The sequence below is a fragment of the Klebsiella sp. 18074 genome (assembly GCF_902705905.1).
GTDB lineage: Bacteria > Pseudomonadota > Gammaproteobacteria > Enterobacterales > Enterobacteriaceae > Klebsiella > Klebsiella terrigena.
On sequence record NZ_CACSIS010000008.1, the window covers coordinates 172,889 to 191,897 of the forward strand.

The window sequence follows — 19,009 nt, forward strand, 5'->3', positions numbered from 1 at the left end:
AGGCACATACAGGGTTTGCCGCCAGCTGTTGCGGCGAAGATGCCTCTCACCTTCGAGGAATGAACAATGTCCGGAAAAATGAAAACAATGGATGGCAACGCCGCGGCGGCCTGGATCTCCTACGCCTTTACCGATGTGGCGGCTATCTACCCGATCACGCCCTCCACGCCGATGGCGGAAAACGTCGATGAATGGGCGGCACAGGGGAAAAAGAACCTGTTTGGCCAGCCGGTGCGCTTGATGGAGATGCAATCGGAAGCCGGCGCCGCGGGGGCGGTGCACGGGGCGCTGCAGGCCGGGGCGCTCACCACCACCTATACCGCATCGCAGGGGCTGCTGCTGATGATCCCCAACCTCTACAAAATTGCCGGTGAGCTGCTGCCGGGGGTTTTTCACGTCAGCGCCCGAGCGCTGGCGACCAACTCGCTCAATATCTTCGGCGATCATCAGGACGTGATGGCGGTTCGCCAGACCGGCTGCGCGATGCTGGCGGAGAACAACGTTCAGCAGGTGATGGACCTCTCCGCCGTGGCGCACCTGGCGGCGATAAAGGGGCGTATCCCGTTCATTAATTTCTTCGACGGCTTTCGCACCTCGCACGAAATTCAAAAAATCGAGGTGCTGGAGTATGAGCAGCTGGAAACGCTGCTCGACCGGCCCGCGCTGGAGAGCTTTCGCCGTAACGCGCTGCATCCGGATCATCCGGTCATTCGCGGCACCGCGCAAAACCCGGATATCTACTTTCAGGAGCGGGAAGCGGGGAACCGCTTTTACCAGGCTCTTCCCGAGCTGGTCGAAGGCTATATGGCGCAAATCAGCGCCATCACCGGACGGGAGTACCATCTGTTCAACTATTCCGGCGCGGCGGATGCCGAACGGGTGATTATCGCGATGGGATCGGTGTGCGATACCATCCAGGAGGTGGTGGAGACGCTGAACGCGGCGGGAGAGAAGGTCGGCTTGCTCAGCGTACACCTGTTCCGCCCCTTTTCGCTGGCGCACTTCTTTGCTCAGCTGCCGACATCCGTCCGGCGCATTGCCGTACTCGATCGTACTAAGGAGCCCGGGGCTCAGGCCGAGCCGCTGTGTCTGGAGATTAAAAACGCTTTCTATCAGCACGACGATCCGCCGCTGATTGTCGGCGGCCGCTATGCGCTGGGCGGGAAGGACGTTCTGCCCAACGATATCGCCGCCGTGTTTGACAATCTCAACAGGCCGCTGCCGATGGATGGCTTCACGCTGGGGATTATCGATGATGTCACCTTTACCTCATTGCCGCCGCGCCAGAAGACGCTGGAGGTTTCTCACGCGGGCATCACCGCCTGTAAATTCTGGGGGATGGGCTCGGACGGCACGGTTGGGGCGAATAAAAGCGCGATCAAGATTATCGGCGACAGGACCGATCTCTACGCGCAGGCCTATTTTTCCTACGACTCGAAAAAATCTGGCGGCATTACCGTTTCGCACTTGCGCTTCGGCGACCGGCCGATTACCTCGCCCTATCTGATCCACCGGGCGGATTTTATCTCCTGTTCGCAGCAGTCCTGGGTTGAACGCTATGAGCTGCTGGATGGGTTAAAGCCGGGGGGCACCTTTTTGCTCAACTGCTGCTGGTCCGATGCCGAGCTTGAGCAGCACCTGCCCGTCGGCTTTAAGCGCTATCTGGCGCGGGAAAATATCCGCTTTTACACCCTCAACGCCGTTGATATTGCCCGCGAGCTCGGGCTGGGCGGGCGCTTTAATATGCTGATGCAGGCGGCGTTCTTTAAGCTGGCGGCGATTATCGATCCGCAGACCGCCGCGAACTATCTCAAGCAGGCGGTGGAAAAGAGCTACGGCAACAAGGGGGCACGCGTCATTGAGATGAACCAGCGGGCGATTGACCTCGGCATGGCGTCGCTGCATCAGGTGACGGTTCCGCCGCACTGGGCGACGCTGGATGAACCGACCCCGCAGCCCTCGGTCCTGATGCCGGACTTCATCCGCGACATCCTGCAGCCGATGAACCGCCAGCGCGGCGACCAGCTGCCGGTTAGCGCCTTTATCGGCATGGAGGACGGCACGTTTCCGTCGGGTACCGCCGCATGGGAGAAGCGCGGCATTGCGCTGGAGGTGCCGGTCTGGGATCCCGACGGCTGTACGCAGTGTAACCAGTGCGCCTTCATCTGCCCGCACGCGGCGATCCGCCCGGCGCTGCTGAGCGGCGACGAGCTGGATGCGGCGCCGGCGGCGCTGTTGAGCAAGCCCGCGCAGGGGGCGAAGGAGTACGGCTACCATCTGGCTATCTCGCCGCTGGACTGCTCCGGCTGCGGTAACTGCGTCGATACCTGCCCTTCACGCGGCAAGGCGCTGAAAATGCAGCCTCTCGATAGCCAGCGCCGAATGGCGCCGGTCTGGGACTACGCGCTGGCGCTGGCGCCGAAAAGCAATCCGTTTCGTAAAACCACGGTTAAAGGTAGCCAGTTTGAGACGCCGCTGCTGGAGTTTTCCGGCGCCTGCGCCGGCTGCGGGGAGACGCCCTATGCGCGCCTTATCACCCAGCTTTTTGGCGACCGGATGATGATTGCCAACGCCACCGGCTGCTCCTCTATCTGGGGGGCCAGCGCGCCATCCATTCCCTATACCACCAACCATCGCGGCCATGGCCCGGCGTGGGCAAACTCGCTGTTTGAAGACAATGCCGAGTTTGGCCTCGGCATGATGCTCGGCGGCCAGGCTGTCCGCAAACAGATCGCCGATGATATGACCTCGGCGCTGGCGCTGCCGGTGAGCGAGGCGCTTAAAGCGGCGATGAGCCAGTGGCTGGCGCAGCAAGATGAGGGGGAGGGAACCCGCGAGCGCGCGGACCGGCTAAGCGAACAACTGGCGCAGGAGAAAGAGCAGTCTCCGCTGCTCGAGCAGCTCTGGCAGAACCGGGACTACTTTACCCGGCGCTCGCAGTGGATATTTGGCGGTGACGGCTGGGCGTACGATATCGGCTTCGGCGGTCTCGATCACGTGCTGGCCAGCGGGGAGGACGTCAATATCCTGGTGTTTGATACCGAGGTCTACTCCAATACCGGCGGGCAGTCGTCGAAATCGACCCCGACGGCGGCTATCGCCAAATTTGCCGCCCAGGGCAAACGCACCGGTAAGAAAGACCTCGGCATGATGGCGATGAGCTACGGCAATGTCTACGTCGCGCAGATTGCGATGGGGGCCGATAAAGATCAGACCCTGCGCGCGATTGCGGAAGCCGAGGCCTGGCCGGGACCGTCGCTGGTGATTGCCTATGCCGCCTGCATCAACCACGGGCTAAAGGCCGGGATGAGCTGCAGCCAGCGGGAGGCGAAACGCGCGGTGGCGGCGGGATACTGGCACCTGTGGCGCTATCATCCGCAGCGCAAGGCGGAAGGCAGGACGCCGTTTGTCCTTGATTCCGAAGAGCCTGAAGAGAGCTTCCGCGACTTTCTGCTCGGCGAGGTGCGCTATGCCTCGCTGCACAAAACCACGCCACATCTCGCGGACGCGCTGTTCGAACGGACGGAGGAGGATGCCAGAGAGCGGTTCAGGAAGTATCAGTCGCTGGCCGGGGACGAGTAACGCCGAGCCGCAGAGTCAGGATGAAAGGAGACAATGCAGAGGGATTTGCTCTTTAACGACTTTCCGTAACCTATGTTGACAGGGGAACGCTATGTTTACCGGTATTGTCCAGGGGATGGCGAAAGTGCTGTCCATTGAAGAAAAAAGCCACTTCCGCACCCACGCCATAGAGCTGCCCGCGGCTATGCTGGCTGGGCTCGAACCCGGCAGCTCGGTGGCGAATAACGGCTGCTGTTTGACGGTCACGCGTATTGACGGCGCGCGGGTGAGCTTTGATTTAATGGACGAAACTCTGCGTGCGACCAGCCTCGGGGCGCTCAGGGAAGGTGACAGCGTGAACGTTGAGCGCGCCGCCAGATTCAGTGATGAAATAGGCGGACACCTGATGTCCGGCCATATTATGACCACCGCAGAAGTGGTGCAAATCGTGGCCTCTGAGCACAACCGTCAGATGTGGTTTAGGCTGCGGGACCCAACGGCCATGAAGTATATCCTCTACAAAGGCTATATCGGCGTGGACGGGATCAGCCTGACCGTGGGTGAAGTGCTGCCGCTGCGTTTTTGTGTGCACCTGATCCCGGAGACGCTGCAGCGCACCACGCTGGGGGCGAAAAAGGTTGGTGAGCAGGTGAATATTGAAATCGATCCGCAGACTCAGGCGACGATCGATACCGTGGAGCGCGTGCTGGCCGCCGTTGCCGAAGAAAAGGGGCGCCAGGTCGCCCCGTTTACTGCCTGGCCGCGCGCTTAGCCTGTCACCTGGAGCACAATTTTGCCTATGTGATCCCCGCGCTCCATCATGGCGTGCGCCAGCGGGGCATCCTCGAGCCGAAAAACCTGATGGATGATGGGCCGACACTGGCCCGACGCCAGCAGCGGCCAGACCTGCGCGCGGAGCTCAGCGGCGATGTGCGCCTTCTCCTGCGCGGTTCTTGCCCGCATGGTCGAACCGGTAATGGTCGCGCGCTTCAGCGCCATGGCCTGCAGATCGACGCCGTCTGCGATGGCGCCGCCGAGGAAGCCTATCACCACCAGGCGGCCGTCGCGCGCCAGCGCGGTCAGATTCGACTTGAAGTAGGACGCGCCCATGATGTCGAGAATAATATCGACACCGCGCCCCCGCGTCTGGCTGAGGATGACGGCGGCAAAATCATCGGTACGATAGTTGATGGGCTGCCCCCCGAGGGCGGCAACGGCGGCGCATTTATCCTCCGAGCCTGCGGTGGCAAAGCACTCGATCCCGAAGGCAGCGCACAGCATCAGCGCGGTGGTGCCGATGCCGCTGGTGCCGCCGTGGATAAGGACCCGATCGCCGCGTTTGGCCTTAGCCATTTGAAACAGATTGGCCCACACGGTAAAGAACGTTTCCGCTATCGCGGCAGCCTCAACCATGCTCACGCCCGGCGGGATCGGCAGGCACTGGGTTGCGGGTAGCAGGCAGTATTCCGCGTAGCCGCCACCGTTGGTCAGGCCGCACACCTTGTCCCCGACAGCCAAATCGGTGACGTTGTCACCTATCGCCACAACGTTCCCGGCAACTTCAAGACCGGGTACCGGAGTAACGCCGTCGGGCATAGGGTACTTTCCCTGCCGCTGTATCACATCCGGACGGTTTACGCCCGCGGCGGCAACCTGCACCAGCACCTCATCGGGGCCGGGTAGCGGCAGGGGCGCTTTGCGAACCCGGAGCACATCTGGCCCGCCGGGAGCGGTTATTTCAACCTCATTCATATATTCAGGTAATGGCATCGTTTTTCTCGTTGTCAGATTTCTGTTTCACCGCAGCTGGGGGATATCAGCCTCTCCAGTGGTATCGGGGGCGGGATGACGATCGTCGGAGGGTAAGCCGGTCATGATGATCTCCTTATGGGCGATGTGCATTAACAGCTTAGCTTAGGTAAACCGGGTTCAGGTCGCAATGAGGGATAGCCCTCAGCGGCTGACTCCCGGAATCTTCTGGACGCGCGGGTGAACGGCTGGAGATGAGGGCGGCCCGTTGTTGATGGCAGAGCAACGCTCGCCCTGACGATTGCGGTAGATCTGCAGCGTGATTGCCCCCTGATTGACCGTGACGTGATAAAACGAACGCTTAAATACCCGCTCTGCCGACGCTGAGGGGTATTTAAGCGGTAAGGTCCGTTAACGTTTAGTGAATAACCTGCGACAGAAACGCGCGGGTACGTTCTGATTTTGGATGGGCGAAAAACTCCTGCGGCGGAGCCTGTTCGACAATCTCACCGCGGTCCATAAAGATAACCCGGTCTGCCACCGTGCGCGCAAAGCCCATTTCATGGGTGACGCACAGCATCGTCATGCCGTCTTCCGCCAGGCCAATCATGGTATCGAGCACCTCTTTGACCATCTCCGGATCAAGCGCTGAGGTGGGTTCATCAAACAGCATGATTTTTGGCTTCATGCACAGTGAACGGGCAATGGCCACGCGCTGCTGCTGACCACCGGACAGCTGCCCCGGGAACTTATGCGCATGCTCAGCAATACGGACGCGCTGCAGATAGTGCATTGCCAGCGCCTCCGCTTCCTTCGTTGGCATCTTACGCACCCAGGTCGGCGCCAACGTACAGTTCTGCAAAACGGTCAGGTGAGGAAAAAGATTAAAGTGTTGAAATACCATGCCAACTTCAGTTCGCACCCGTTCTATGTTGCGGACATCATCGTTGAGATGAATACCATCAACGACGATACGCCCTTGCTGATGTTCTTCCAGGTGGTTGATGCAGCGGATGGTGGTCGATTTACCCGAGCCAGAGGGGCCGCAGAGTACAATCCGCTCGCGGGGCTTCACCTGCAGGTTAATATCTTTCAATACGTGGAACTGACCGTACCATTTATTCACATTTTCGAGCGAAATCATCATCGCTTCAGCAGAATGAGTCATAGAGTGTGTCATGTAAAACCTCAGTGCGATGTACGCCCGGTGTGAAAGCGCTTTTCCAGATACTGGCTGTAGCGCGACATGCTAAAACAGAAAATCCAGTAGACGAGGGCGGCAAAAACGTAACCCTCCGTCGACATGCCAAGCCAGGTGGGGTCAACCGTTGCCTGTTGCACGCTGCTGAAAAGATCGAACAGGCCGATGATGATCACCAGGCTGGTGTCTTTAAACAAAGCGATGATGGTGTTGACCAGGCCGGGGATAGTGAGCTTGAGCGCCTGGGGGAGAATGACCAGAAACTGCGTTTTCCAGTAACCCAGCGCCAGCGATTCAGCCGCTTCATACTGCCCTTTGGGCAGCGCCTGTAATCCGCCGCGCACCACTTCCGCGATGTAGGCTGACTGGAACAGAATAACCCCGACCAGCGCGCGCACCAGCTTATCGATGGTGGTGCCTTCGGCCATAAACAGCGGCAGCATCACCGATGACATAAACAGTACGGTAATCAGCGGTACGCCTCGCCAGAACTCGATAAAAATCACCGACAGCGTGCGAACGACCGGCATGGTTGAACGACGTCCCAGCGCCAGCAAAATCCCCAACGGCAGCGCCCCGGCAATCCCGACTGAGGCGATAATCAGCGTCAGCGTCAGGCCACCCCACTGGCGGGTCTCGACGCGATCGAGGCCCAAAAAACCGCCGTACAACAGGACCCAGACGAGGATGGGATAGGTCACCGCCCAGCAGGCGATATAGCGGCCCCGGCGCGGCATTGATTTGATAAACATCGGAATGATGGACAGCAGGCCAATCACCAGCGCGAGGTTGATACGCCAGCGGAGCTCGTGGGGATAGAGCCCGTACATAAACTGACCAAATCGCGCGTGGATAAACACCCAGCAGGCGCCTTCTTTGGTACAGTCGGCGCGGGTTGTACCCAGCCAGTTTGCCTTGAACACCAGCCAGTTCAGCGCCGGAGGGATCAGGGTCCAGATAATCCACAGGCACAGCAGCGTCAGCAGCGTGTTGAACCAGCTGGAGAACAGATGCTTACGTGCCCAGGCCCAGGCTTTACTCGCCGGGTTGGTGGGTGCCGGGGGTGTTTCATGTGTGGTAACAGACATAGTCATTCCGTTCTCTTAACGCTCAACCAGCGCGATTTTGCGGTTGTAGATGTTCATCAGCAGCGAAATAATCAGGCTGATGATCAGGTAGACCGCCATGGTGATGGCAATGGTCTCGATAGCCTGGCCGGTCTGATTCAGCACCGTACCGGCAAACAGCGAGACCATATCCGGGTAGCCGATCGCCGCCGCCAGCGACGAGTTTTTCACGATGTTGAGATACTGGCTGGTCAGCGGTGGAATGATGACCCGCATTGCCTGGGGGATGATCACCTGCCGCATGGTCACCGGATTCGGCAAACCTAGCGAACGGGCCGCTTCACTCTGCCCATGCGGGACCGACTGGATACCGGAGCGAATCACTTCAGCAATAAACGAAGAGGTGTAGATCGACAGCGCCAGCGTCAGCGAAGCCAGCTCCGGGATGATGACGAATCCGCCACGGAAGTTAAATCCGCGAAGCTGCGGGACATCCCAGTGGGTGGCGGCGCCAAACAGCGTATGGGCTATCAGCGGGAAGACGATGATCGTCGCGGCGGCTGTCGGCCAGGTCCGCCGCAGCTGACCGGTCTTCAACTGATGTTGACGGTTGTAATGCCGTAATCCGATGCTGCCGGCGATCGCCAGCGCCAGGGCGATAACGAATGGCCAGCTGCCTGGTGCATAGGTGGGCCACGGGATATAAAGACCGCGGTTGCTGACAAACGCCAGATCGAATGCGCTTAATGCCTCGCGTGGGCCGGGGAGATTACGCAGCACGGCGAAATACCAGAAGAAAATCTGCAACAACGGCGGAATATTGCGGAACGTCTCGATATAAATGGTCGAGAGCCTGCGCAGCAGCCAGTTATCGGACAGACGCGCGAGACCGATAAAGAATCCGAGAATGGAGGCGAAAACAATGCACAGCGCGGAAACCAGCAGGGTATTGGTTAACCCCACAAGGAAGACGCGCGCGTAAGTGTCACCTTCAGTGTAATCAATCAGGTGTTGGATGATGCCGAAACCGGCACTACGCTCAAGAAAACCAAAACCGGATGTAATACCGCGATTGGCCAGGTTGATCACCGTGTTGTGGATCAGATATCCCACTACGGCAAACGCGGCGACAATGGCGACTATCTGGTAAAGCCAGGCGCGAACCGTAGGATTACCGAACGAAAAATCCCTTTTTACGGTTGGGCGTTGAGACATGTTGAAACCTCAATGAAAAAATCGCACCGGGTACCGCAGGGTGCGGTACCCGACTGGAAGGCAGATTAGCGTACCGGCGGTGCGTACTGGATGCCGCCCTGGTTCCAGAGCGCATTCTGGCCGCGCGCGATTTTCAGAGCGCTGTCTTTACCGACATTGCGGTCAAAGCTCTCCTGGTAGTTACCAACCTGTTTAATAATGTTGAACGCCCATTTATTGTCGAGCTTCAGGTCTTTGCCAAAGTCGCCTTCAGAGCCCAGCAGGTGAGCGATGTCCGGGTTGGAAGGTTTTGCCGCCAGCTGATCGACGTTTTTCGAGCTGATCCCCATTTCTTCCGCGTTGAGCATGGCGTACAGCGACCATTTAACGATAGTGAACCAGTCGTCATCCCCGCGGCGTACTACGGGCCCCAGAGGCTCTTTCGAAATAACTTCCGGCAGAACGATAAACTCATCCGGTTTGCCCAGCTTAATACGCAGCGCGTACAGCTGAGACTGGTCGGAAGCCAGGGTGTCGCAGCGGCCGCTGTCGAGGGCTTTAGCCGATTCGTCAGAGCGGTCAAAGGTCACCGGCGTGTATTGCATTTTGTTGGCTTTGAAGTAATCGGCGACGTTCAGCTCGGTATCCGTACCGGCCTGGATACAGACGGTGGCGCCATCCAGCTCTTTAGCGCTTTTGAGGCCAGCCTTTTGATGGGTCAGGAAGCCGATGCCGTCATAATAGTTGACTCCCGCGAATATGAACCCCATACCGCCGTCGCGTGAAGAGGTCCAGGTGGTATTACGCGACAGAATATCCACTTCGCCGGATTGCAGGGCGGTAAAGCGCTCTTTTGCCGTCAGCGGGGTGTATTTAACCTTGCTGGCATCGCCAAACACCGCCGCCGCAGTCGCGCGACAGACATCGACATCAATCCCGGTGAATTTGCCGTTAGCATCGGCGTAAGAGAAGCCGGGCAGACCATCACTGATACCGCATTGAACAAATCCTTTCTTCTTAATTGCATCCAAAGTGGTGCCAGCATGTGCTTGCTGCGCTACCGCGAACAGAGAGGCCGCGGCGACAAGAGTGGAGAACATGATATTTTTCATAAATCATCCCGTGTGGATAAATCGTGTTGTTATGCGGTTGTGTTGAGCACTGTACCGTGCGTTTTTTCCAGTGGCGGTCCGCCGTTTTCGTTAAGGCAATTTTGATGCCATGTTTATAGGTCGCTGAAATTCATAGAAAGAGCGCTTTGTTATCTGAATCATCAGCAAAGTTATGGTTACTGATGAGCACTAAAAGGGAACAAGGCGAGTCATGGTGGGCAAAATGAGTGCAAAAGTTTCACGATAAGAAAGCAGCGTGCGTGGCGAAGAAGGGCACAGGCTGACGGGGGCATGAGATTTACCGGTACGACCTCAGTGTATTAACTGCAACTATCGTTACCATTAAGGGAATTGCTGTTTCATTAGTTGCGAATGCAAAGGTGGCAAAACGGCGGGTATCATCCGGGATAACTGGTATCAGTTCATGCCGAAGATGCCAGGGTAATGTTTAATTCGTATTGGCAACATTCAGCACCGACTGATAATAATATCGTGAGTTTAAAGGACCGTGCGGAAGCTCGGTTAGAATTGCCGGTTTTAGCCTGGCGCTGATATTCGTTGGCGCGATAACTATTTTCCTGTTTCTCCGCACTATCGAGGGAGTTAATCTATGTCGATACAGGTCGGGATCTATATTTTTGATAATGTTGAAGTCCTCGATTTTGCCGGGCCTTATGAAGTCTTCACCTGTGCCTCCAGGGTTCATCGGGGCGAGATACCGTTGTTTAACGTCTTTACGGTAGGCGAAACGCGGGAAACCATACGGGCACGCGCAGGACTGCAACTTTCCCCTGAAGCCACGATAGATAATCATCCCCCCATAGATTGCCTGATTATCCCTGGCGGGATGGTCGATGCGGAGCTGGCAAAGAGTCGGGTCATTGAATGGATATACCAGCAATCGTTAAAAACGGTAATTACCGCTTCAGTGTGTACCGGCTCTTTTTTGCTCGCTAAATCCGGTATTTTATCCGCTAAATCCGCCACCACGCACTGGGAGGATATTGCAGATTTCCGCATGATGTTTCCGCAAGTCTTAGTAAAAGAAGGATTACGTTGGGTAGATGAGGGCGCCATTGTCTCCTCCGCCGGGATTTCAGCGGGTATTGATATGAGTCTACATTTAGTCGAACGCTTATCTGACAGAGCGCTTGCGGAGCTTACCGCGAAACAGTTGGAATTTGACTGGACCGAGAACAAACCGACGATTTAGGGTGCTGATAGCCTCCAGTCCACAGGCTCTTTGCCGGGCTAATCGCCTTAGCCGATACCGGCTGAACCATAGCGGACGCAGCAGTGAGCGGCTAAAAAAAGAACGTCACCCACGATCCGCGCCGATAAATAGCGGATCGTTCTTCTCTTCGCCTTTTATATCCTCGCAATAGCCTGAATATGCTATTTTCAGGAAAAATGGCAGGCGGTGGAAATCTGTTTTTCAACTTTCGATATGTTTTTTTCTTGTTTGTCTTGATGGCCTTCGCGGCAATATAGTTTTAGAAAAGAAATAAATGCCACCGTTGCGCATTTATCAGGGATAGCTCGCTGCGAAAATAAGATAATGATTGCTATTAATAAAATCAGTAAAAGTTTTACTGGCGAACCAATGCTAAAAGAGGTTTCGCTTTCCATTAATACCGGGGAAGTTATCTGCATTATTGGTCCGAGCGGTTCAGGGAAAACGACATTATTACGCACGCTGAATTTTCTCGAGCCCGCCGACAGCGGGAAAATAGAGATCGATGATGCGGTTGTCGACTGCGCGAAAGCCGGAAAAAAAGAGATTGCAAAAATACGCTCGAAAACCGCAATGGTTTTTCAGTCCTGGAATTTGTTTCACAATCTCACCGCGTTGCAAAATATCACCGAAGGCCTGATTTATGCGCAAAAACGACCTCGTCAGGAGGCGGTGGTGGTCGCCGAACGTCTGCTAAAACAGGTCGGGCTATTGCATAAAAAAGACCATTATCCAAACAGCCTTTCTGGCGGGCAGAAACAGCGTATTGGCATTGCCCGCGCGTTGGCAATTAACCCGGCCGTGCTGTTACTGGATGAACCGACTTCAGCCCTCGATCCGGAAAAAGTGGGCGAAGTCCTGACGCTTATCCAGGACATTGCCGCTAACGGGCAAACGATGATTATCGTGACTCATGAAATGGAGTTTGCCCGTCAGGTCGCCTCCAGAGTGGTGTTTATGGAAAATGGCGAGATCGTGGAGCAGGGGCCGCCTGAGCAGATTTTTGGTGCAGCGTTGCACACGCGGACGCAGGCGTTTCTGGCCCGATTACGTTTTCACGCCTGAGGTCAACGCGATGAATCCACAACCGCTATTTACTCTCGACGATCTGCTGTTCATTGTGCCGAAATTACTGGAAAACCTGCCGGTTACGCTGGGTATTACGCTGGCCTCTCTGCTGCTCGGCCTGGCGCTTGGGCTGGTGGCGGCGGTCCTACAGTTTAGCCGTTCATCGCTATTGAGCTGGCTTGCGAAAGCCTATACCGATGTGCTGCGCGGGGCGCCGCTGGCTCTGTTAATCCTGCTGTTCTTCTTCGGCGGCAAACTGATCCTCTCAGCACTTGAGCTGCCGGCGTTACTGATTAGCGATATGACCTTTGCCATATTATCTATCTCGGTTGGTATTAGCCCCTATTTTGCAGAAATGCTGCGCTCGGCATGGAACGCCGTAGATGCAGGACAAAAAGAGGCGCTACGGAGTCTGAATATTCCCTGGTATATTGGCATCGCCCATGTCATTTTTCCGCAAGGACTCATTATCGCCATTCCAAACTTTGGCAATCTTTTAATCAACCTCGTAAAGATGACCTCGCTGGTTAATATTATTGGCATTGTCGATATTTTTGGCCGGGCACAGAAAATATCGCAGAACAGCTATGGTGCGAAGCAGGTCGCGGCATTTATTAGCGTCATTCTTATTTACTGGTTGCTTAATGTGATTATCTTTTATCTCACCACCCGCATTGAGAAAAAGTATCAATATTTACTGGAGTAAGACACCACTATGTTTAGCATCGATTTTATCCGGGATAATTTCGCCTTTATACTCAGCGCACTACCGATAACCTTGCTGATTACCTTTTTATCGTTAATTTTCTCGACGCTATCAGGAGCCATTCTGGCCTGGGTGATGATCCGCGACGTGCCTTACGTGAAATATCTGGTCACGGTGTTTATCTCTTTTGGCCGCTCCATCCCCATGCTGGTGATGCTCTATTTTGTGTTTTACGTCTGGCCGTGGCTTGCCAACGGGCTTTTTGGCGGGCCGCAGGATACCCCGTTCAGCTACAAGCTCTCGCCGCTGGTGGCCGCCGTAGCCGCTTTTTCCGTGGTATTTAGCGCGTACTTCGCAGAGACGTTTCGTTCGGCGTGGAATTCGGTTGAAAAGGGGCAGCGAGAAGCAGCCTGGTCGATAGGCCTGACCGGCTTTACCCAGTTTCGGCGCATTATTTTCCCGCAGGCGACGGTCTCAGCTTTACCTAACTACACCAGCGTCCTGGTTGACCTGATCAAGGATACGTCGCTGGTTTATACCATCACGGTGGTTGATGTGATGGCAAAGGCGAATATTGCTGCAGCACGTGGTTTTCATTACGTGGAGGCCTACTGCATCGTCCTGATTATTTATATTGCGCTCTGTCTGGTGCTTACCCGGATATTGCGACATATCGAGGCGTATCTCAGTAACCGGTGGAAAAACCATGCACCAAAAGTGGTTCCATCTCACTCATTTTGGGGAAAGAAGTATGTTCAAAAATAAGGTGTTAATGTTGGGTTCGCTGCTGCTGGCGATGCAGATAACGGTGTCCCAGGCGGCCGAAAAAAGCGCGAATGCGCAAACCGTTGAGGTGGTGGTCAACGCAAACGGATTCCCGTTCAGCTTTGTGGATGATAATAACAACATTACCGGCTACGACGGTGAGTTATTAAAAATCATCGATCGAAAACTCACCAACTATAAGTTTCATTTTAATGCGGTCTCCCGGGATGCGATGATCGTCGGTTTGTCCACCGGCGCCTATACCCTCGCAGCGGACCATTTTTATCTCACGAAAGAGCGCGCGGCACAGTATGCGCACTCTGGCCAGCCTTCGGGTATCAGCGACCTGCGTTTAATTGTCCGTAACAACGAAAATGATATTCATACGCTGGGAGATCTTGCCGGCGGTAAGAAGAAACTGGTGCCGATTCATACATCTGATGCGCGCTATACCGTTATCGATAACTACAACAAAAAGCACCCCGGCCAGCAAATCAATCTCCAGCCAAACGGCGAGCAATCTGCGGCGGACATTTTCAAAGCCGTTGCCTCCGGAGAGTACGATGCGGCTATTTACCCGATTGGCGCATTATTGGCGTTAAATAAAGCCCTCAATCTTAATCTGAAAGCCTCTGAGTCCGTCGGTTTGTTCCCCAACGTCTATTTATACAAAAAGAATGCTGACCCGAAACTGATCGAAACCATCGACAACGAACTTGCAGCCCTCAAAAAGGACGGCACGCTCGCCGAACTGTCCCGCAAGTGGTACGACGAAGATGTTTACGCTTTACCGGGGGCGGAAAACGTCAAAGTGAACACCGACTGGGAATGATTGTTTAAGGGGAGTGCTGCCTGATGAATACAAAACAGCCTGCTTCGGGGCACAACGCCCCGAGCCTGGACGACGACGTTACCCTTGCGCTGCGCGCGATCACCGAAAAGCGCGCCGCGACGCTTGGCTATTTGCTTGATGAATCCCGGCAGCGCAATCAGCCCGACGATTATGCGCGCGACGCTATCCGCCGTTATGGCCGTGATATCGGACATTCCGTACGCGCGAAGATGCGTCGCGGCAACGATTTGCAGGAGTTTGCCGCTCTGTTTACCCGCGGGCTGGAATCGCAGGTTTACGAAATGGAGACCGTTTCGGTCAACCCGTCAGAGTTTATTGTGCTGTTCCATTATTGCCCTTACGTCAACTGCTGGCGTCAACAGGGGCGCGATGCCCGCCAGATTGAGACGCTGTGTGATATCTGCATGGCAGGGGATCATGCGTTAACCGATGCATTCGAGGGCATGCAGTTAGCGGTTGAGGCCGCGCTGGCGCGGGGTGATGCTGCCTGCCGCCTGCGTTTCTACCAGACTCAGGAGGCGTAATGACAATATTCAGTTAGTCGAACTGGTCTTTAACATCTCTGACCCGGCGCTAAAAGGCCAACGCTTTCGCGTCGGTAACGGCGAATATCGCTTTCAATAAGGAGTCACTGCGCATGGCAAATGTACATTTTATTGGTGCCGGACAAATGGCGGAGGCCATTATTCGAGCCTCGCTGGCGGCGGGTACGCTTCGCGCGGAAGAGATTTCGCTGGAGGATATCGATCCGGGCCGTATCGCAGCGCTCACTGAACGCTATGGCCTGGCGCGGAAATCGCCGCGAGAGGATGCGTTGCGCGAGGCCGAACTGGTGGTGCTGGGGATCCGCCCGCAGGACAATTTGTCGAGCGTGGCCGAACGTATTCGGCCCCATCTTTCTGCCGCCACGACGACGATCTCTCTGATTGCCGGGGTGACGCTGCACAAACTCGAAACCGTATTGGGGGCGGAAAACCCCATTGCCCGGGTTATCCCTAATACGCTTACCGATACCGGATTTGGCTACAGCGGGGTGGTTCTGAACGCGCAGGCAATTCCCGAACGGGTGGCGCTTTTCCTTAGCGGTTTTGGCAAGGTGCTTTACCTGCCGGAACGACTTATTGATATCTTTACCGGCTTCGGCGTCGCCGGGCCGAACTACATTTATTACTTTATCGAGTCGTTTACCGATGCGGGCGTGCTGGCCGGCCTGTCGCGCGCGCAGGCAACTGAGGTGGTTCTGGAAAATTTGCAGGGGGCGATAGAGATGCTGCGCCTGAGCCAGAAACACCCGAGGCAGCTACTCGACATCAACAACTCCCCGGCTGGCGTCGGGATTCATGGGCTGTATGAGCTTAACAACAGCGATTTTGCTGCAGGTTTGCAACGCAGCGTGCTGGCGGCGGTGAAACGCACCCGCGAGTTGGGTGAGGCGCAGTAAACGTTATCAGGAGCGATCGCTATGAAGAGAAAAAACACGCTATACCTCGCCGGACTTCTCTGCGTTATGGGGACGTTGGCTACCTCTGCGGCCTGGTCGGTAACCCCGCAATCCCCGATAGTCTGGGGGGAGCGTTGGAAAAATTTGCCGCCAACGCCAGCACCTGTTGCCGCACTAAAACCCGCGTATGCCAGCGTAAACGGAATCCAGCTCTATTACGCCACCACCGGAGAGGGGACGCCGGTGGTTTTGCTCCACGGTGGGCTGGCGAATTCCGATTACTGGGGCCAACAGGTTGCGGCGCTGGCGAAACATCATAAGGTCATCGTGGTTGATAGCCGAGGCCATGGACGCAGCACGCGTGACGAGCGCCCCTACAGCTACGACTTAATGAGTGATGATGTGGTGGCGTTGCTCGATCATCTGAACATTAAGAAAGCGGATATTGTCGGCTGGAGCGATGGGGGAATTATTGGGATCGATTTGGCTATTCGCCACCCGACCCGCGTGAACCGCATTTTCTCTTTTGCCCCCAATACGAAAACCAGCGGCGTCAAACCTGATACCGAAAAGAACCCGGTCTTTGCCAGCTATATCGAACGGGCCGGTAATGAATATCGTAAGCTTTCAAAAACTCCCGACCAGTACGATGCCTTTGTCGAACAGATAAGTCATATGTGGGCAACACAGCCCAACTGGAGCGATGACGATCTCAAGAAAATCACGGCCCCGGTGCTGATTGTTGATGGCGATCGTGACGAGGCCATTGCGCGGGAGCATCTGGAATATATTGCTAACACCATCCCGAATGCCGGATTGTTGATTTTACCCAATACCAGCCACTTCGCGTTTATTCAGGCACCGAAAGAGTTCAACGAGGCTATCCTGAGCTTTATCGATTACAAGTGAGCTGCATGGCGGTGAAAAAAGTACCGCGCCGTAAAAGCTGAAACGAGTGAAAGGGTGTTAAATACGATGAGGATCCGGCATGGACGCCGTTTCGTGGTGCAGAATATGCGGCTGAACTGTGCTACACAACCAGTATCGCGCATCTCACAGGTATGCTGACCTATGCTAAAATTAATAGGTTTTTATCCCTATATATATCATGGGTTTCAGTATAATTTTACCTCCTGTTTTGGGATGGACGTGGGCATCATAATACCCTCCGTGTTTGTCATCACGGCACAGTGGAGCTTTAGGTAAAACCGGCGATTTCGATCTCGCGAATCGCAGTTGAATCAGTCAACTTATCGTATCTTTCAACGCAGACGCGCGCAGTACCGACATAGACGGGCGCGCGATTTTCAAACCTGCAGCGAATAACAACCATCGACCAATCTGGCCGCCCGAGCTTCCTGCTTTCCTCTCTCCAGAAAATCACATCACCATAAATAAGAATAATAATTATTTTCATTAAGTAGTATGTTGTACTCGCCCATGACGAGGAATGTCTCATCATTGCGGAACATAAGGCCAGACGAGTGGGCGCCGACGTTACCTGTGCTGAGGTGCTGCATCAATATAATTTATGGGGATAAGATGATAAGAATATCAGTCCGTGCAGTGCTGTTGGCCTCCGCTGTTGCGATGTCAACCGCCACAACCGCATTTGCCGCCAGCCATTGGGAAACCGCGGATACTATCATTCCTGGCAGTATCCGCGCCGGTTCAAGGGAAGTCCCTGTTAAGCCCGGCGATAAAACCGAAGTAACGATTAAGAACCTTCCGGCTGGCGCAATCGTCACCTTGCTGAATGGTGCTGAAGTCCTGACCCCACAACCACTGACCGCCGACGGGACGGGAACGCTCAATATTCCGCTGACCGTTCCGGCCACTGCCGAGACAGGCCTTCATCCCCTCACCGTTATCACGCAAAACCCCGCGAGCGTCTCGCAGGTCATGTTGAAGCTGTCCAAAATCGTTCCCCCGAAAAACGCCGATGCTTTCAAGCTGCAAACGGCTCCCGTCGGCGAGCGGGCGTACCAATCTGCCGTTTCAGCCGATGGGAAGCTGTTCGTGACCTCTGCGCGCGGACCGAAAGACGGTAGCCGTCTACTGAGATTGAACGCCGGAACGCTGGCTGTCGAAGCGGAGGCCGTGCTGCCAAAAGATGAAAAGGGCAAACAAATTGGCGTCTTCGGCGTCGGTGTTGACAATGCCCATAAGCACGTCTGGACGACGAACACCCTTGCCGGGACGGTGACCGTCTATGACGCGAAGACGCTTTCCGTCGTCAAGGTCTTTCCGGAGGGTTCGGTCGTGCATCCACGCGATGTGATTATTGATGAAGCCCACAATCGGGCCTATGTCAGCGCTGCGCTGACCGGTTTTATCGAGGTATATGACACCAAAACGCTTGAACACATCGGTCAGCTGGAGTTCGTGGCGGACCGTGGCCGCGACCTGTTTTACAGTACGGATCTTGCCCTCGACAGTAGCGGAGGGAAGCTCTACGGCGTCAGCCGCGATACGCCATGGGTAGGTTGGATTGATCTTAAAACGGGCAAGAGCACAACGGTGAAAGTACCGCAGGCGCAAGGTGCAACTGACATCGCACGCGATCCGGCAACCGGCCGGCTCTACGTCACTTCCCAGGAGACGAACAATGTCGTGGTTCTGGATCCGAACGGCAAGGTTCTCGCTGATACCTATATTGGTGCCGGGGGCGTATCTGTCGTCTGGGATGCGGTGACGTCGCAGGTTTTCGCCGCGACGCGCGCGGGCGGAACGGTTGCAGTCCTGGATCGGGACGGCAAACTGGTCGCCAATATTCCGATGGATGAGACGCCAAACCACCTGACCATCGCGCCTGATGGTGCCGTTTATCTGGTGTCGATGTATGGCGCCGCCGGGGATAAGGTCCAAACAGGCTCGGTGACGAAAATCACGCCCAGGCAGTGACGGCTGACTCGTGGCTCGCTGGGCCGCCAGGCCCGGCATAATGATGAATCCCCCGGCCGTCTATGGACTGGGGATTCATCCACAAATTGGCGGCAAAGGCAGTCGAAGACACGCAGAGACGGGCTCATGATTATTATTTTGAAGAGTTGAGCGC

Annotated in this window: 16 protein-coding genes and 1 pseudogene; 12 read left to right on the forward strand and 5 right to left on the reverse strand. The window is 55.6% G+C overall.

All coding sequences use genetic code 11. From position 1 onward, the window contains the following. The first annotated feature begins 66 nt into the window (after nt 1-66). Nucleotides 67-3,582, forward strand: a complete 3,516-nt coding sequence (gene nifJ / locus GVK32_RS10530) for a pyruvate:ferredoxin (flavodoxin) oxidoreductase (RefSeq protein ID WP_159869175.1) — start codon at nt 67-69, stop codon at nt 3,580-3,582. A gap of 91 nt (nt 3,583-3,673) precedes the next feature. After that, nucleotides 3,674-4,333: a riboflavin synthase subunit alpha gene (locus GVK32_RS10535; RefSeq protein WP_159869178.1), complete on the forward strand. Its 660-nt coding sequence runs from the start codon at nt 3,674-3,676 to the stop codon at nt 4,331-4,333. On the opposite strand, the gene GVK32_RS10540 is transcribed toward GVK32_RS10535, so the two are convergent. The 5 genes from GVK32_RS10540 to GVK32_RS10560 form a co-directional block, all read right to left on the reverse strand. Beyond that, on the reverse strand, nt 4,330-5,313 hold the full coding sequence (locus tag GVK32_RS10540; RefSeq protein WP_200842862.1) for an NAD(P)H-quinone oxidoreductase: 984 nt from the start codon (nt 5,311-5,313) through the stop codon (nt 4,330-4,332). The genes GVK32_RS10535 and GVK32_RS10540 overlap by 4 nt on opposite strands. A 415-nt stretch (nt 5,314-5,728) precedes the next feature. After that, complete coding sequence (locus tag GVK32_RS10545) at nt 5,729-6,490, reverse strand: amino acid ABC transporter ATP-binding protein (RefSeq protein WP_123707937.1); 762 nt, start codon at nt 6,488-6,490, stop codon at nt 5,729-5,731. 8 nt (nt 6,491-6,498) lie between these two features. Continuing rightward, the gene (locus GVK32_RS10550) at nt 6,499-7,599 is read right to left on the reverse strand and encodes an amino acid ABC transporter permease (protein ID WP_159869184.1); all 1,101 of its coding nucleotides are present in this window, start codon (nt 7,597-7,599) and stop codon (nt 6,499-6,501) included. 15 nt (nt 7,600-7,614) lie between these two features. Continuing rightward, the gene (locus GVK32_RS10555) at nt 7,615-8,793 is read right to left on the reverse strand and encodes an amino acid ABC transporter permease (RefSeq protein ID WP_159869187.1); all 1,179 of its coding nucleotides are present in this window, start codon (nt 8,791-8,793) and stop codon (nt 7,615-7,617) included. Nucleotides 8,794-8,858: 65 nt separating this feature from the next. Continuing rightward, nucleotides 8,859-9,884: an amino acid ABC transporter substrate-binding protein gene (locus tag GVK32_RS10560; RefSeq protein WP_159869190.1), complete on the reverse strand. Its 1,026-nt coding sequence runs from the start codon at nt 9,882-9,884 to the stop codon at nt 8,859-8,861. A 610-nt stretch (nt 9,885-10,494) separates the two neighbouring features. Here GVK32_RS10560 and GVK32_RS10565 point away from each other — a divergent pair. The 10 genes and pseudogenes from GVK32_RS10565 (at nt 10,495) to GVK32_RS10605 (ending at nt 18,855) form a co-directional block, all read left to right on the forward strand. Then, the gene (locus GVK32_RS10565) at nt 10,495-11,097 is read left to right on the forward strand and encodes a DJ-1/PfpI family protein (protein ID WP_159869193.1); all 603 of its coding nucleotides are present in this window, start codon (nt 10,495-10,497) and stop codon (nt 11,095-11,097) included. 345 nt (nt 11,098-11,442) lie between these two features. Beyond that, nucleotides 11,443-12,183, forward strand: coding sequence for an amino acid ABC transporter ATP-binding protein (locus tag GVK32_RS10570; protein ID WP_159869196.1), 741 nt, complete (start codon nt 11,443-11,445; stop codon nt 12,181-12,183). 10 nt (nt 12,184-12,193) lie between these two features. Further along, nucleotides 12,194-12,892 (forward strand): ABC transporter permease subunit, encoded by a 699-nt coding sequence (locus GVK32_RS10575; protein WP_041145574.1) that lies wholly within the window; start codon nt 12,194-12,196, stop codon nt 12,890-12,892. A 9-nt stretch (nt 12,893-12,901) separates the two neighbouring features. Then, nucleotides 12,902-13,657, forward strand: coding sequence for an amino acid ABC transporter permease (locus tag GVK32_RS10580; protein ID WP_159869199.1), 756 nt, complete (start codon nt 12,902-12,904; stop codon nt 13,655-13,657). Beyond that, complete coding sequence (locus GVK32_RS10585) at nt 13,644-14,489, forward strand: transporter substrate-binding domain-containing protein (RefSeq protein WP_159869202.1); 846 nt, start codon at nt 13,644-13,646, stop codon at nt 14,487-14,489. The genes GVK32_RS10580 and GVK32_RS10585 overlap by 14 nt, the downstream gene beginning before the upstream one ends. Before the next feature lie 23 nt (nt 14,490-14,512). After that, nucleotides 14,513-15,034, forward strand: coding sequence for an L-2-amino-thiazoline-4-carboxylic acid hydrolase (locus GVK32_RS10590; protein ID WP_200842860.1), 522 nt, complete (start codon nt 14,513-14,515; stop codon nt 15,032-15,034). A 10-nt stretch (nt 15,035-15,044) separates the two neighbouring features. Continuing rightward, a pseudogene (locus GVK32_RS29440) lies at nt 15,045-15,134 on the forward strand (VOC family protein); the annotation flags it as partial. Nucleotides 15,135-15,147: 13 nt separating this feature from the next. Next, nucleotides 15,148-15,951, forward strand: a complete 804-nt coding sequence (locus GVK32_RS10595) for a pyrroline-5-carboxylate reductase (protein ID WP_159869205.1) — start codon at nt 15,148-15,150, stop codon at nt 15,949-15,951. A 21-nt stretch (nt 15,952-15,972) separates the two neighbouring features. After that, nucleotides 15,973-16,860, forward strand: a complete 888-nt coding sequence (locus tag GVK32_RS10600) for an alpha/beta fold hydrolase (RefSeq protein ID WP_159869208.1) — start codon at nt 15,973-15,975, stop codon at nt 16,858-16,860. Nucleotides 16,861-17,493: 633 nt separating this feature from the next. Next, nucleotides 17,494-18,855 carry a hypothetical protein gene (locus tag GVK32_RS10605; protein ID WP_159869211.1) on the forward strand — a complete coding sequence of 454 codons (1,362 nt, stop codon included), beginning with the start codon at nt 17,494-17,496 and terminating at the stop codon, nt 18,853-18,855. Nucleotides 18,856-19,009: the final 154 nt, after the last annotated feature.

Excerpts from the sequence above, each read along its gene's own strand:
- nifJ (WP_159869175.1), top strand. The coding sequence starts at position 67 with ATGTCCGGAAAAATGAAAACAATGGATGGCAACGCCGCGGCGGCCTGG.
- GVK32_RS10535 (WP_159869178.1), top strand. The coding sequence starts at position 3,674 with ATGTTTACCGGTATTGTCCAGGGGATGGCGAAAGTGCTGTCCATTGAA.
- GVK32_RS10540 (WP_200842862.1), bottom strand. The coding sequence starts at position 5,313 with ATGAATGAGGTTGAAATAACCGCTCCCGGCGGGCCAGATGTGCTCCGG.
- GVK32_RS10545 (WP_123707937.1), bottom strand. The coding sequence starts at position 6,490 with ATGACACACTCTATGACTCATTCTGCTGAAGCGATGATGATTTCGCTC.
- GVK32_RS10550 (WP_159869184.1), bottom strand. The coding sequence starts at position 7,599 with ATGTCTGTTACCACACATGAAACACCCCCGGCACCCACCAACCCGGCG.
- GVK32_RS10555 (WP_159869187.1), bottom strand. The coding sequence starts at position 8,793 with ATGTCTCAACGCCCAACCGTAAAAAGGGATTTTTCGTTCGGTAATCCT.
- GVK32_RS10560 (WP_159869190.1), bottom strand. The coding sequence starts at position 9,884 with ATGAAAAATATCATGTTCTCCACTCTTGTCGCCGCGGCCTCTCTGTTC.
- GVK32_RS10565 (WP_159869193.1), top strand. The coding sequence starts at position 10,495 with ATGTCGATACAGGTCGGGATCTATATTTTTGATAATGTTGAAGTCCTC.
- GVK32_RS10570 (WP_159869196.1), top strand. The coding sequence starts at position 11,443 with ATGATTGCTATTAATAAAATCAGTAAAAGTTTTACTGGCGAACCAATG.
- GVK32_RS10575 (WP_041145574.1), top strand. The coding sequence starts at position 12,194 with ATGAATCCACAACCGCTATTTACTCTCGACGATCTGCTGTTCATTGTG.
- GVK32_RS10580 (WP_159869199.1), top strand. The coding sequence starts at position 12,902 with ATGTTTAGCATCGATTTTATCCGGGATAATTTCGCCTTTATACTCAGC.
- GVK32_RS10585 (WP_159869202.1), top strand. The coding sequence starts at position 13,644 with ATGTTCAAAAATAAGGTGTTAATGTTGGGTTCGCTGCTGCTGGCGATG.
- GVK32_RS10590 (WP_200842860.1), top strand. The coding sequence starts at position 14,513 with ATGAATACAAAACAGCCTGCTTCGGGGCACAACGCCCCGAGCCTGGAC.
- GVK32_RS10595 (WP_159869205.1), top strand. The coding sequence starts at position 15,148 with ATGGCAAATGTACATTTTATTGGTGCCGGACAAATGGCGGAGGCCATT.
- GVK32_RS10600 (WP_159869208.1), top strand. The coding sequence starts at position 15,973 with ATGAAGAGAAAAAACACGCTATACCTCGCCGGACTTCTCTGCGTTATG.
- GVK32_RS10605 (WP_159869211.1), top strand. The coding sequence starts at position 17,494 with ATGATAAGAATATCAGTCCGTGCAGTGCTGTTGGCCTCCGCTGTTGCG.